The following is a 14598-nucleotide window of genomic DNA, read 5'->3' on the forward strand; positions in this document are numbered from 1 at the left end:
CCATCATTTAAGATTATCTTATTTTTAATCTAGTATGACACAGGCAGCAATAGAAGAGGAAAACAAGCTCATAGCTCAAGAGTACAAAGAGTTACTTAGAATTAGTTATCAAACCTTAACCGATGAGGATAAAAAACTAATACGTAGCGCTTTTGAAGTAGCTGTTGATGCACACAAAACCCAGCGAAGAAAATCTGGCGAGGCATATATTTTTCACCCCATAGCGGTGGCAAAAATTGTAGCTTCGGAGATTGGTCTTGATGCGGTTTCCATTGCCTCTGCCCTATTACATGATGTTGTTGAGGATACAGAGTATACCTTAGACGACATTGATCGTATGTTTGGTGAAACCGTGGCGCGGATTGTTGATGGACTCACAAAAATATCTCATTTAAAAAAAGACATGAACATCTCCCAACAAGCGGAGAATTTTAGAAAAATGCTCTTGACCTTAAATGATGATGTCAGGGTTATCATCATAAAGATAGCCGACCGTTATCACAATATGCTCACTATGGATTCTATGCCAGAGCATAAACAAGTGAAAATTGCCTCTGAAACCTTGTACATTTATGCTCCTCTTGCACATAGAATTGGTCTTTACAACATTAAGACAGAGCTAGAAGATCTAAGTTTAAAGTATACGGAACCGGAAGTCTACAACTCCATCAAGGATAAAATAGAAGACACCAAAGAAGATCAGCAAGCCTATATTGATGCATTTTCTGGCACTATAGACAATTCTTTAAAAAAGGAAGGGCTTAACTATATCATTAAAGGGAGGATGAAATCTATCTTCTCTATGCGCAAAAAGATGATTGCCCAAAATGTCACTTTTGAGGAAATCTATGACAAGTTTGCCATAAGAATCATCTACAAATCTGACTTACAGAACGAGAAGTTTTTAGCTTGGAAAATCTATTCTATAGTTACGGATCACTTTACCCCCAACCCCGTTAGATTGCGAGATTGGATATCATCTCCTAAATCTACCGGATATGAAGCCCTACACATTACCGTTATGGGACCAAAAGGCAAATGGGTAGAAGTACAGATCAGAAGTGAAAGAATGCACGAAATTGCCGAAAAAGGGTATGCGGCGCATTTTAAATACAAACATGGCGACCAAAAAGAACAAGGAATAGAAGTTTGGCTGAACAAACTTCAAGAAGCTTTGGAAAATGCAAATACCAACGCTGTTGATTTTGTAGAGGAATTTAAGCTAAACCTATATTCAAAAGAAATTTTTGTTTTTACCCCAAAAGGAGAATTAAGGTCTTTACCTAAAGGCGCTACACCGTTAGATTTTTCTTTCAATATTCACACTGAAGTGGGCATGAGAACCCGTGGGGCAAAAGTAAACGGCAAACTGGTGCCTTTAAATACTACCCTTTCAAGTGGAGACCAAGTAGAGATCATTACATCTGACCAGGCAAAACCAAATCAAAACTGGTTAGATTATGCAACTACTGCCAGAGCCCGTGCTAAAATTAAATCTGTTCTTAGAGAAGAGAAAAAAGTTGTAGCCGAAGATGGAAAAGAGATTTTACGCCGTAAACTAAAATCTCAAAAGATTACGCTTAATGAAGATTCCATAAACAAAATGGTGACCTTCTTTAAGTTAAAGACAAGTTTAGATTTATTCTATCGTGTTGGCATTGGCTCCATAGACAATACCATGATCAAAGACTTTGCATCATCTTACAGTAATGCATTCATTAGTTTCTTCAAGAACAGAATGCGCAAATCTCCATCACCGGAAGACATCAACAAAGATGAAATTACATCTAAGTATGATATGCTGGTTTTTGGTAAAGAAGAAGAAAAACTAGAGTATAAACTATCTCAATGTTGTAACCCAATTCCTGGTGATGATGTTTTTGGCTTTGTAAGTGTGTCAGAAGGAATTAAAGTTCATAAAAAGAACTGTCCAAATGCCATATCGTTACAATCTAATTACGCGTATAGAATTATTAGCGCAAAATGGATCGATTCTTCTCAACAAGAATACCAAGCAGATATTGTAATGACGGGAATTGACAATTTAGGTTTGGTCAGTGATATAACAGAAGTTATTTCTGATATTATGCACGTAAATATGCGAAATCTAAATTTCAGTACAGATGGTGGCACCTTTAAAGGTAAGATTACTGTGGTGGTCAAAAACAAAGCTGTCTTGAAAAAATTGACCGATAATCTTATGAACATCAACGGTATTGATAAAGTTACTCGTATTTAGAAAAAGGAAATTAAAATTTAACTGTACCTTTGTGCATTAATGCAGTAAATATGTCTTCTGATAAAAATCAAGAAATTGTAAAAAACGTCTTCACTACCTTTTTAGAGGACAAAGGACATAGAAAAACACCCGAACGCTACGCTATTCTACAAGAAATTTACGAAAGTGATGAGCATTTTGACATAGAGTCACTCTATATTAAAATGAAGAATAAAAACTATCGTGTAAGTAGGGCAACTCTCTATAACACCATTGAACTTCTATTAGATTGTAAATTGGTTCGCAAGCATCAATTTGGTAAAAACCAGGCGCAATATGAAAAATCATACTTTGACCGTCAGCACGATCATGTAATCTTAACGGATACGGGTGAAGTAATGGAATTTTGCGACCCTAGAATACAATCTATCAAAAAAACAATTGAAGAAGTTTTTGATATTAAGATAAATACACATTCCCTATATTTTTATGGGACTAAAAATACTCCTGCCAAAGATGCAGGTAAAAAAGAAATAAAATAAGACTAACCAAGTATATAATATTTAGATGGCAGTAGATTTATTGTTAGGCCTACAATGGGGTGACGAAGGAAAAGGTAAGATAGTTGATGTATTAACCGAAAATTATGACATTATTGCTCGCTTTCAAGGCGGACCAAATGCCGGTCATACTTTAGAATTTGATGGTATTAAGCATGTTTTACACACTATTCCTTCAGGTATTTTTCACAAAAATGCGGTAAACGTAGTTGGTAATGGGGTGGTTATAGATCCTGTTATCTTTAAAAAAGAATTAGATGCGTTAAAGAAGTTTAATTTAGATGTAAATTCTAAATTATTCATTTCAAGAAAAGCACATTTAATTTTACCTACCCACCGTTTACTTGATGCAGCCTCAGAAGCATCTAAAGGAAAAGCAAAAATTGGTTCTACTTTAAAAGGTATTGGTCCTACATACATGGATAAGACCGGTAGAAACGGTATGCGTATCGGTGATCTGGAATTAAACGACTGGAAAGATAAATACCGTAGTCTAGCCAATAAGCACGAAGCCATGATCAGCTTTTATGACGTAGACATTCAATATGATTTGGCTGAGCTAGAATCAGATTTCTTCAAAGCTGTAGAAGAATTGAAAAAATTGACCTTTATAGATAGCGAAGAATATCTATACCAAGCTCAAAAAGCGGGTAAAAAGATATTGGCGGAAGGTGCACAAGGATCATTGTTAGATATTGATTTTGGTACATACCCATTTGTAACCTCATCAAACACTACTGCAGCAGGAGCATGTACAGGCTTAGGTGTAGCCCCTAATCAAATCGGAGAGGTAAAAGGTATTTTTAAAGCGTACACAACAAGAGTTGGCAGCGGTCCTTTCCCTACAGAACTTTTTGATGAGGATGGTGAAACTATGGGCCGTGTAGGTAATGAATTTGGAGCTACTACAGGTAGACCAAGACGTTGTGGATGGTTAGATTTGGTTGCCTTAAAATATGCGGTTCGTGTTAATGGCGTAACAGAGCTAATGATGATGAAAGGAGATGTTCTTAGTGGATTTGAAAAACTAAAAGTTTGTACCGCTTATAATTACAAAGGTGAACAAATAGAGCATTTTCCATATAACATTGAAGCAGAGAATGTAACTCCCGTTTATTCTGAAATGGATGGTTGGAAAGAAGATTTAACCAAAATGACCTCTGCCGATCAATTACCAAAAGCATTAAATGCATATATAGATTTTCTAGAGAAAGAATTAGAAGTGCCTATTAAAATTGTTTCTGTGGGTCCAGATAGAACGCAGACAATTCTAAGATAAGCATTAAGCGGCTAGAACAGGTTGTTCAACTTTCGAGAATGGCGATATAGGGAAATACCTTTATCGCCATTCTTTTTTTTTGTATTTTCAAGTTTATGTAAAATTTACATTTTACAATTCAACAACAACTTAACTACAACTCAAAAAAATGAAAAAAACCACCTGCTCAACTTTGCTTTTTTTTCTTGTATTGACAATAGCTTGTAAAACAGAAAAAAAAGACAAAGCTGAAGAACAAACCGTTACCCAACAACAAACCGAAAACGAATGGATCACCCTATTTGATGGTACATCTACAAAAGGATGGCGAGCTTATAACGGAAAAGAATTACCACCGGGCTGGATCGCAAAAGACGGAGAACTACAATTTGACACCGAATTAGGTAAGGAACAAGACTACACCGGCGGCACAGATATTATATATGGAGCTGAAGAATTTGACAATTTTGAATTCTACGTAGAATGGAAACTACCAAAAGGAGGTAACAGTGGCATTTTCTACCATTTAAAAGAAGGGTATGATAGCCCACCGGAAGTTGCTCCTGAATACCAATTGATAGATGACGAAAATTACGCAAGCATTCACGACCTTACAGATTACAATTTAAGTTTAGGGTATACTGACAACCCGGAAGAACTAAAACCATTACAACAGACCGCATCTGATTATGCCATGCACGCAGCAGACCCTGAAGGGAAAATTCTGCACCCTGTTGGCGAATGGAATACTACAAGAATTATTTTCACCCCAGACCAGGTAGAACATTGGTTGAACGGTAAAAAAGTAGTTTCCTTTGTTCCATGGGATGAAGCCTGGTACGAAAAAAAGAATTCAGATAAATGGAAAAACAGCGAAGATTACGGCAAGTTTAAAACTGGCTATATCGGTTTTCAAGATCATTCTAGCCCTATTTGGTTCAGAAATATAAAAATCAAAAAACTATAACTACCACACCAATGAACAAAAGAGACTTTTTAAAGAACGCAGCGGCATTGTCCACATTTGTATTATTACCATCTGGACTCTGGTCTTGTAAAAAAGAAGTAAAAAAACTGACCAGATTACGCACGGCGCATATTGGTGTAGGTAATATGGGGGCAGAAGACTTAAAAGCCATTTCATCTCACAATAAAGTGGATGTCACTGCACTTTGTGATGTTGACGCCAACAATCTGGCTGCAGCAAAAGAACTTCACCCAAATGCAAAAACGTATACAGATTACAGAGTAATGCTGAAAGAAATGGGCGAGGAAATAGATGCAGTAGTTGTATCTACACCTGATCACACCCATGCTCCCGCTTCTATGATGGCAATGGAAATGGACAAACCCGTATATTGTCAAAAACCCCTCACCCATTATGTATCAGAGGCCAGGGCTATGAATAAACTAGCTCAAGAAAAAGGATTGGTCACTCAAATGGGAATTCAGGTTCATTCATTTTATGACTATAAACTTGCCACCTTATTGATTCAATCTGGTATTATAGGTAAAGTACACACGGTTCGTGCATGGTCCCCAAAAGATTGGGGTTATGACGGACCTGAACCTACAGGTTCTGACCCTGTTCCTGATTCATTAGACTGGAATTTATGGTTGGGCACCTCAGCAGAGAGACCATATAAAGAAGGTTTTTACCACCCTGGAAATTGGAGAAAACTAGTTGATTATGGTTGTGGAACATTGGGAGATATGGGAGTTCATATTTTTGACACCCCTTATAACGCACTGGCTTTACAGGTACCCAAAACCATAAAAAATGAATGCAGGGAACCTAATGGGTTTGGCTTTCCTCAAAACAATGTAGTAACCTATGAGTTTCCACAAACTGAATTTACTACAGAAACATTAAAATGGGTTTGGTACGACGGTCCCGGTGCACCAAAAGATCATGAAGATTTAATTTTACCGGGTGCGGAAAATGTAGTCACCAAAGATGATAGTTCCAAGGATAGTATGGAAGATAAAATGTCCTTAGACACTAAAACTGCAGATGAAGGAACACTACCAGACCAAGGTGCTATGTTCATTGGAGAAAAAGGAAGGTTATTGCTACCTCACTTTATGCAACTACCTAAAAAAATAGTAGACGGTAAATACGTAGACATTTCCGCAGAAATAGAAGCAGTGGAAAAAGCGAACAATATGGGCAAACCAATTCGTAATTATGATACTGAAGGTCCTAAACATTATCATCAGTTTGTAGATGCTTGTCTAGGTACAGATAACACTACAGCACCATTTTCGTATGCATCAAGGTTAACGGAAACTATATTATTAGGTGTCATTGCCGGTAGATTCCCCAACCAAGTATTGCACTGGGATAGTGAAAATGCCAAGTTTGCCGAAGAAGAAGCAAATGCATTTTTACAAGGCGATTATAGAAATTTCTAATCAATATTATATCATAAAAAACCACTTTCGAGTGGTTTTTTTATACCTATCTTTAAAAGAACATACCACCACCAACCTTTTCATCAATGTCAAAAATCTTTAATATCATCTTTAGATGTATTCTACTGTTCATAGGCATTCTTATCCTTGAAAGCTGTAAAGAAAGTACTCCTCCAATAATTGACATAAAACCGCATTCTTCAATTGTCCTTATAGGAAATAACTTGGGATCTAGAATGATGGAGTATGGAAGCTTAGAAACAGAATTCCATTTGCGTTATCCTACAGATTCACTTTTTATAAGAAATATGTGCGATGCCGGAGACACCCCAGGCTTTAGACCACATTCTGGTCGTGTTTCCCCATGGGCTTTTCCCGGTGCAGAGAATTTTCAAACAGAACTTGCACAAAATTCTGGAAGTGAAGGAGAGTTTGAAACGCCAGACGAATGGTTAACTCGTCTTAAAGCTGATATTGTCCTAGCCTTTTTTGGTTACAATGAATCATTTGAAGGCGCTGAAGGTTTAGATAATTACAAAAAAGAATTAGATGCATTCATAAAGCATTCATTAAAACAACGCTATAATGGTACTACTACACCGCAATTGGTATTGATTTCCCCCATTGCTTTTGAAGACTTATCAGACCATATAGATGTCCCTAATGGTCAATTAGAGAATAAGAATCTAAATTTATATACTGCTGCAATGAGCGAAATTGCAAAAGCAAACAACATACCTTTTATTAACGTTTTTGAAGCATCAAAAAAATGGTTTAAAAATACCAATGATGATTTCACCATTGATGGCTCACAAATGAATAAAGTAGGATATGAAAGTTTTGCCAAATTCTTAGCTGATCAACTTACCGGCAATACTTCCGTAAAACTAGAAAATAAGAGAGTAGCAATTAAAGAAGCTGTTCTAGAAAAGAATTTCTATTGGCACAATGATTATAAGATACCCAATGGCGTGCATGTTTTTGGCAGAAGACACGCACCCTACGGACCAGACAATTATCCGTATGAAATAAGAAAAACAAGAGAATTAACAGCGATCAGAGATACTGCTATCTGGGCGGCAGCACAGGGAAATACATACAACTTTAAAGCTGCAGATGCATTAACAAGCAAATTGCCCCCAGTAACAAGCAATTATAATTTAAGCGAAGGAGATGCTATTCATTACAAATACGGAGAAGAAGCCCTAAAAACATTGACCGTACCAAAGGGCTATAAGGTAGAATTGTTTGCCTCGGAAAAGGAATTCACCAATTTGGCAAATCCTGCACAAATTTCCTTTGATAACAAAGGTCGTTTATGGGTTGCTACCCTACCCTCTTATCCACATTACAGACCGGGCGATGCCAAGCCAAACGACAAGATTATTATTTTAGAAGATACCGATAACGATGGCAAAGCTGATAAGGAAACAGTATTTGCCGAGAACTTACATTTACCCATTGGATTTGAGTTCTCTGCGGAAGGTGTTTATGTAAGCCAAGGCACTACCCTAAAGTTATTCAAAGACACTGATGGTGACGATAAAGCTGATACGATAGAAACCATACTAAGTGGATTTGATGATCATGACACCCATCATGCCATTTCTGCTTTTTGTGCAGACCCTTCTGGCGCTTTTTATATGTCAGAGGGGCTATTTCTTCATACCAACGTAGAAACCTCATACGGTCCGGTCCGTGCTACCAACGGTGGGTTTTATAGATATAATCCACAGCGTAAACATTTGGAGCGAACCTTACAAGTGCCTGTTCCTAATCCGTGGGGTATTGCTTTTGATGATTGGGGGCAAGATTTCTTTTTGCATACCTCTGGTCCTAAAGTAAATTGGATGATGCCCAGTTCTTTAAAGCCCATCTACGGAATATCATCACCGTTAACGGAAGAGTTGATCGAAGAAGCACATCGTGTAAGACCAACTTCTGGTCTGGAATTTGTTTCAAGTAGCCACTTTCCGGAAGAAATACAGGGCGATATGTTACTAGCCAATTCCATTGGCTTCCTAGGATTAAAACAACACAGAATGCTAGAAGATGGCACCGGTTATACCACCAAACACCGACAAGATTTAATAACAAGCACTGATCCTAATTTTAGACCGGTTGAGCTAGAATTTGCACCAGATGGTTCACTTTATCTAGTTGATTGGCACAATGTATTAATTGGACACATGCAACACAATGCCCGTGACCCATTACGTGATCATGTACATGGTAGAATTTATAGGATTACTTACCCTTCTAGACCTTTGATAAAACCTGCACAAATTGATGGCACAACAATATCCCAACTTTTTGAGAATTTAAAATTGCCAGAATATAGAACACGCTATAGAACTCGTAGGGAATTAAGGGGAAGAAATGCGACAGAGGTATTGGACTATTTAAAAATTTGGATTACCAGCTTAGATAAGAACGACCCCAATTATGAACATCATAGGTTAGAGGGTTTGTGGGTATCTTGGGGAATGAACAAGGTAGACCAACCATTACTGGAGTCATTGTTAAAATCTAACGACCACAGAGTACGATCTGCCGCAGTTAGGGTCACAAGGTATATGGGGCATCAATTGAACAATGCACAAGAATTACTGAAGAGTGCTGCAAATGACTCCCACGGTAGAGTTAGGTTAGAAGCTATAACAGCAGCATCATGGTTACCAAAATCTGAAGGAATGGAAATTCTAGAAGTTGCAAAACAACATCCACTAGATGAATGGATGACCGATGCATTCAATTTTGCGGAAACCAGATTAACAGGTAACTTCCTAAAAACTAATAAAGAAGAATTATTAGCATCACATTTAAAGGGTGCAGATTTAGAAGTTTTTGCCAAAGGAAAAAAAATATATGAAACCGAGGGTTACTGCATAACTTGTCATCAAGAAAGCGGTACCGGATTACAAAAAGCCGGTTATCCAACACTAGTGGGGCAAGAATGGGTTTTGGGCAATGAAGAAAGATTGATAAAATTAGCCCTTCACGGACTTTACGGACCAATGAATATCATGGGCAACCATTACAAAGGTCAAGTACCCATGATGGCTTTCAAGGGGCTGTTAAATGATGATGAAATTGCTGCCGTACTTACGTATGTTAGAAATTCATTTGGCAATAAAGCATCGGTCATCGATCCTGACAAGGTAAAAGAAATTAGGGAAGCCACTAAAGACCGTAATAAGTTCTATACCGCAGACGAGTTGTTACAAGAGCATCCTATGAACTGATACAATAAAATAGAGACCATATGAAATTGAAATATGCTACATTACTAATTTTGACCATATTAATAGCTTGTGGTGAAAAAACAAAAAATAAAAAAGAAATCATTTCAGAAGAAATTAAAGCTCCACACATTGTTTTTGTCACTGGCGAGGAAGAGTACAGGTCAGAGGAAACGTTTCCTATGTTGGCAAAATTGGCAAAGAGAGAATTAGGCGCAAAAGTCTCCATTGCCTATTCTATTGACAGCTCAGGATTTATTGACCCTAACAGAACTGACCATATTGAAGGATTAGAAGCTTTGGAAACTGCTGATTTAATGGTCGTATTCATGCGTTTTAGAAACCTACCTAAAAAAGAACTAGATTACATAACCAATTATGTAGAATCGGGCAAACCAATTGTGGGTTTTAGAACCACTACCCATGCATTTAAATATGATAATGACTCTACTTTAACAACATATAATGAAGAATGGCCCGCAAAAGTTTTTGGGCAACAATGGATTACGCACCATGGCCACTTTGATGATGGCAAATTTCCTGTCACGGATATTTCAATTAAAGAAGGTAAAAGTGATAATCCAATTTTAAACGGCTTTTCCGAATTTGAAGCATATTCATGGTTATACCATGTTGATGGCGGAGATTGGAAATTGCAGGGCGATAGTAAACCTATTTTAATGGGGCATTCCACCAAATCTCAACACGAAATGAATGGCAAACTAGATCAATTTTCTTTGGACAACCCCGTTGCTTGGACAAAAAGCTATACTGGCACTTCTGGTAAACCTGCAAGAGTATTCTTCACTACCCTTGGTCACCCCTATGATTTTAAACTTCCCGTAATGCGCAAAATTGCCATGAACGGAATTTATTGGGCGTTAGGTAAAGAGGGCAATATCCCGAAGGAAGGAGTAAATGTAACATTAGATGAGCCGTTTGAACCAAACAACTCGGGTTTTGGGCAGAAATTTAAAAAGAATCAAAAACCATTAACCAATTTTTAAAGTATGGCTTTATCACGAAAAAATTTCATCAAAACCAGTGGATTAGGAGCTTTGGCACTAGGTACTGCATCTTTTACAGCTAACTCAAACAGTAAAAAAACAGCAAACACTACCGATCATCAACTTAACATTGGGTTGGCTTCCTATACACTTAGAAAATATAGCTTAGATGAACTCATAAATATCACAGAGCGCTTAGGATTAAAAGATGTAGCGTTTAAAAGCTTTCATTTACCATATGAAGCAAATAAGAAAGAACTCACCTTTATACGTGAAAAAGTTACCGCAAGGGGACTCAATTTATATGGCGGTGGGGTCATTTATATGAAATCACCTAAAGATGTAGAAACCTATTTCAATTATGCAGATAATGCAGGTTTGCCTATGATTATTGGAGCACCGGAACATGATTTATTACCATTGGTAGAGCAAAAGGTAAAAGATACGGGTATCAAATTGGCTATACACAATCACGGTCCGGAGGATGTAGTTTTTCCCTCCCCAAAAAGTGTCTATGAAAAAATTAAGGGCTTAGATTCCAGAATAGGTCTATGCATAGATGTTGGTCATACTTTTAGGCTAGGACTTGACCCGGCAGAAGAACTTATAAAATATCAAGATAAATTATTTGATGTCCATATAAAGGATATAGATGCGCCAATAGAAAAAGGTCAAAAAACCATTTTAGGCCACGGCAAAATAGACTTACCTGCCATTTTAAGTACTTTAAAGAAGATTAATTATGCCGGTATTGTTGCTATAGAATATGAAAAAGACGCCAACCACGCCATTTATGGACTGTCAGAATCTGTAGGATATATAAGAGGTGTTTTAAAAATGATATAATTTCTGACCTGGATTTTTTAAATAATAACACGGTATAAATTGCTTTGTATAAAAGTCACTTTTGCACAAGTAAATGTCAAAAGTATCTTAACCATGGTAAGGCTCTTTTAAAATATCCTATTTTTGAAAAAATTTTTAGGTTGAAAAAGATTTATTCAGTTGTTCTTTTGTTCTTTGCCTGTTCTTTTTTTGGTGTTGCCCAGCAAGATGGCAATGAAGAAGAACCCAAGCAAATTAATATTGTTTACGGTGCCAACTTCACTAAAAACGAAGCTGAATACCCAGGCGCCTCTATATTCAGTAAAGATACACGCCAAGTACAATTTGAACACCAAGGTGCCGATCTGTGGTGCGATGTAGCAATTTACTACCAATTAGAAAACCGTTTAGAAGCTATTGGCAATGTCATTTTAAAACAGGGTGACTCCATAAAAATGACCAGTAAAAAAATCAACTATTTGGGCGATGTAAAACTGGCAAAGGCTTGGGGTAATGTAGTTCTTACTAATTCTGACATGACGTTAAGAACAGATACCCTTCGCTTAGATCGTGAAAAACAAGAAGCATTTTATCAAGATAATGGTACTGTAGTTGATTCCGCAAATACATTGACCAGTAAAATTGGCAAGTATTTTATGGAACTCAAAAAGTATCAGTTCTTAGATAGTGTTCATGTTCAAAATCCGGAATACACTTTAGATTCTGAACAGCTAGATTACTATACAACTTCTAAAAATGCTTACATGTACGGGCCGTCGACCATAAACGGGGAAACGTATAAAATTTATTGTGAAAGAGGGTTTTACGACACCAAGGTAGAAACCGGCTATGGTATCAAAAACACGCGTATAGATTATAACAATCGTATTATTGAAGGTGACAGTGTGTACTTCAACAAAGTTCAAGAATTTGCTTCGGCCACCAATAACATTACCGTAACCGATACTATTAACAAGGGTATTATCAGAGCCCATTACGCAGAGGTGTTCAAAGCCAAAGATTCTGTCTTTGCAACTAAAAGAGCTGTTTCTATTTCTGTTCAAGAAAGAGATTCGCTGTATGTACATGGAGATACCTTAATGGTCACCGGCAAACCAGAAGATCGTGTTCTAAGAGCGTTTAGAAATGCAAAATTTTACAAAACAGATTTGAGCGGTAAGTGCGACAGTATTCATTCCGAGGAAAAGACAGGCATTACTCAATTGATAAAAAACCCTATTATTTGGAACGGTGCCAACCAGATGACAGGCGATAGTATTCATTTAAAATCGAACTTGGAAACCGAAAAGCTAGATTCTTTAAAAGTACTAAAGAACGCCTTTATAATTTCTTTAGACAGTGTAAGCATGACAGGCTACAATCAAGCTAAAGGAATTAATTTGTTCGGCAAGTTCATTGATAACGAGCTAAAACTAATTGATCTGGTTCAAAATACCGAGGTGGTATATTATATGTATAACGATGATGATGAACTTATTGGAATTGACAAAACGGTCTGCAGTAAAATCAGAATCACCATGGTAGATAATGATATAGAAGATCTGACCTTTTACACCGATCCAGATGGCGATATCTTCCCCGAAAAAGATTTACCGGAAAACAGTAGAATATTAAAAGGATTTGTATGGCGTGGCGATGAGCGCATACTAACCAAGGAAGATATATTTGATGAAGACGATAATAACCTGAAACTCGTGGTTATTAATGGTATAGACAACCCCATTGATATTGATGCAGAAGAACAGCAACGTAGTCAAAACGAATCTGACCCTATCAACAACATACCTGCGCAAGACAAAGCAACAGATCCTAAAAAATCTGTAAAACCTAAAAAGGTGAAATAAATATTTCACATGAACAAGGACTTTTTAAAATACCAAGCACAAACCTCTCCGTATCCTTTAGGTATGGAGGTATCATACGCAAATGGCAGTTATATTTATGATACCGCAGGTAATGCACATTTAGACTTTGTGGCCGGTGTTTCCGCTTGTACACTTGGGCATTGTCACCCCAAAGTAGTGGAAGCCATTAAACATCAAGTTGAAAAATACATGCATGTTATGGTGTATGGTGAGTATGCACAATCACCGGCAACCGACTACACAAAGCTATTGGCCGAACAATTGCCTGCACCTTTAGAGGTAACTTATCTGGTGAACTCCGGCACGGAGGCTATTGAAGGAGCATTAAAATTAGCGCGACGATATACAGGTCGCTCAGAAATTATTGCAGCAAAATCCGCATATCATGGCAATACAATGGGCAGCCTAAGTTTAATGGATTTTGAAGAACGCAAAAGTGTTTTCCGACCACTCTTGCCCGATGTTTACCATATAAAATTCAACAAAGAAAAAGATTTAGAAAAGATCACTACCAAAACGGCCTGTGTCATATTGGAGACCATACAAGGTGGTGCCGGCTTTATTTTACCGGAAAACAATTATTTAAAAAAAGTTAAGGATCGTTGTAAAGCTGTTGGTGCATTATTAATATTGGATGAAATACAACCTGGTTTTGGCAGAACGGGAAAGCTGTTTGCATTTGAACATTTCAACTGTGTGCCAGATATACTTGTAATTGGAAAAGGAATGGCATCTGGTCTTCCTGTAGGTGCCTTTACAGCAAGCAAAGAGATTATGCACAGTCTAAGTGATAATCCTAAAATGGGACATATAACTACTTTTGGCGGCAATCCAGTAATTGCGGCATCTAGCTTAGCTACACTGAACGTATTGCTGAATTCTTCGTTAATAGAAGACACATTAAAAAAAGAACAACTTTTTAAAGAACTTTTAAAACATCCAAAAATAAAAGAGGTCAAAGGCAAAGGTCTCATGTTGGCCCTAATTATGGATTCACCAGAAACGGCCAATGAACTAGTACTAAGAGCCAAGGATAAGAATTTGATTCTATTTTGGCTATTGTTTGAAAATAGGGCCGTACGTATTTCTCCACCATTGACCATATCAGAATTGGAAATTAGGGAAGGATGTGCCATTATTTTAGCGCTACTTAACGCTATGTAAATCAATGTTGTTAACTAATTTGT

General features: G+C 37.2%; 10 protein-coding genes. All 10 read left to right on the forward strand.

Features of this window, described 5'->3' with window-relative positions; genetic code table 11:
- Positions 1 to 34 precede the first annotated feature (34 nt).
- Positions 35 to 2239 (forward strand): RelA/SpoT family protein, encoded by a 2205-nt coding sequence (locus tag I600_RS04815; RefSeq protein ID WP_058103354.1) that lies wholly within the window; start codon positions 35 to 37, stop codon positions 2237 to 2239.
- 50 nt (positions 2240 to 2289) lie between these two features.
- Complete coding sequence (locus tag I600_RS04820) at positions 2290 to 2760, forward strand: Fur family transcriptional regulator (RefSeq protein WP_058103355.1); 471 nt, start codon at positions 2290 to 2292, stop codon at positions 2758 to 2760.
- A 25-nt stretch (positions 2761 to 2785) separates the two neighbouring features.
- Entirely contained in the window at positions 2786 to 4057 is a 1272-nt protein-coding gene (locus I600_RS04825; RefSeq protein ID WP_058103356.1) for an adenylosuccinate synthase, read from the forward strand.
- A 148-nt stretch (positions 4058 to 4205) separates the two neighbouring features.
- Positions 4206 to 5003 carry a 3-keto-disaccharide hydrolase gene (locus I600_RS04830; protein WP_058103357.1) on the forward strand — a complete coding sequence of 266 codons (798 nt, stop codon included), beginning with the start codon at positions 4206 to 4208 and terminating at the stop codon, positions 5001 to 5003.
- Between the two features lie 11 nt (positions 5004 to 5014).
- Entirely contained in the window at positions 5015 to 6451 is a 1437-nt protein-coding gene (locus I600_RS04835) for a Gfo/Idh/MocA family protein (RefSeq protein ID WP_058103358.1), read from the forward strand.
- 86 nt (positions 6452 to 6537) lie between these two features.
- Entirely contained in the window at positions 6538 to 9696 is a 3159-nt protein-coding gene (locus I600_RS04840) for a PVC-type heme-binding CxxCH protein (RefSeq protein WP_058103359.1), read from the forward strand.
- Positions 9697 to 9716: 20 nt separating this feature from the next.
- Positions 9717 to 10700, forward strand: coding sequence for a ThuA domain-containing protein (locus I600_RS04845; protein ID WP_082642891.1), 984 nt, complete (start codon positions 9717 to 9719; stop codon positions 10698 to 10700).
- A gap of 3 nt (positions 10701 to 10703) precedes the next feature.
- Positions 10704 to 11546, forward strand: a complete 843-nt coding sequence (locus I600_RS04850; RefSeq protein WP_058103360.1) for a sugar phosphate isomerase/epimerase family protein — start codon at positions 10704 to 10706, stop codon at positions 11544 to 11546.
- Positions 11547 to 11677: 131 nt separating this feature from the next.
- Positions 11678 to 13390 (forward strand): OstA-like protein, encoded by a 1713-nt coding sequence (locus tag I600_RS04855; protein ID WP_394364954.1) that lies wholly within the window; start codon positions 11678 to 11680, stop codon positions 13388 to 13390.
- Between the two features lie 9 nt (positions 13391 to 13399).
- Positions 13400 to 14575 (forward strand): aspartate aminotransferase family protein, encoded by a 1176-nt coding sequence (locus I600_RS04860; protein ID WP_058103362.1) that lies wholly within the window; start codon positions 13400 to 13402, stop codon positions 14573 to 14575.
- Positions 14576 to 14598: the final 23 nt, after the last annotated feature.

The sequence above is a fragment of the Maribacter dokdonensis DSW-8 genome, assembly GCF_001447995.1.
Lineage (GTDB): Bacteria > Bacteroidota > Bacteroidia > Flavobacteriales > Flavobacteriaceae > Maribacter > Maribacter dokdonensis.

Bases quoted from the DNA above. Each gene is read 5' to 3' on its own strand.
- I600_RS04815 (WP_058103354.1), top strand. From the start codon at position 35: ATGACACAGGCAGCAATAGAAGAGGAAAACAAGCTCATAGCTCAAGAG.
- I600_RS04820 (WP_058103355.1), top strand. From the start codon at position 2,290: ATGTCTTCTGATAAAAATCAAGAAATTGTAAAAAACGTCTTCACTACC.
- I600_RS04825 (WP_058103356.1), top strand. From the start codon at position 2,786: ATGGCAGTAGATTTATTGTTAGGCCTACAATGGGGTGACGAAGGAAAA.
- I600_RS04830 (WP_058103357.1), top strand. From the start codon at position 4,206: ATGAAAAAAACCACCTGCTCAACTTTGCTTTTTTTTCTTGTATTGACA.
- I600_RS04835 (WP_058103358.1), top strand. From the start codon at position 5,015: ATGAACAAAAGAGACTTTTTAAAGAACGCAGCGGCATTGTCCACATTT.
- I600_RS04840 (WP_058103359.1), top strand. From the start codon at position 6,538: ATGTCAAAAATCTTTAATATCATCTTTAGATGTATTCTACTGTTCATA.
- I600_RS04845 (WP_082642891.1), top strand. From the start codon at position 9,717: ATGAAATTGAAATATGCTACATTACTAATTTTGACCATATTAATAGCT.
- I600_RS04850 (WP_058103360.1), top strand. From the start codon at position 10,704: ATGGCTTTATCACGAAAAAATTTCATCAAAACCAGTGGATTAGGAGCT.
- I600_RS04860 (WP_058103362.1), top strand. From the start codon at position 13,400: ATGAACAAGGACTTTTTAAAATACCAAGCACAAACCTCTCCGTATCCT.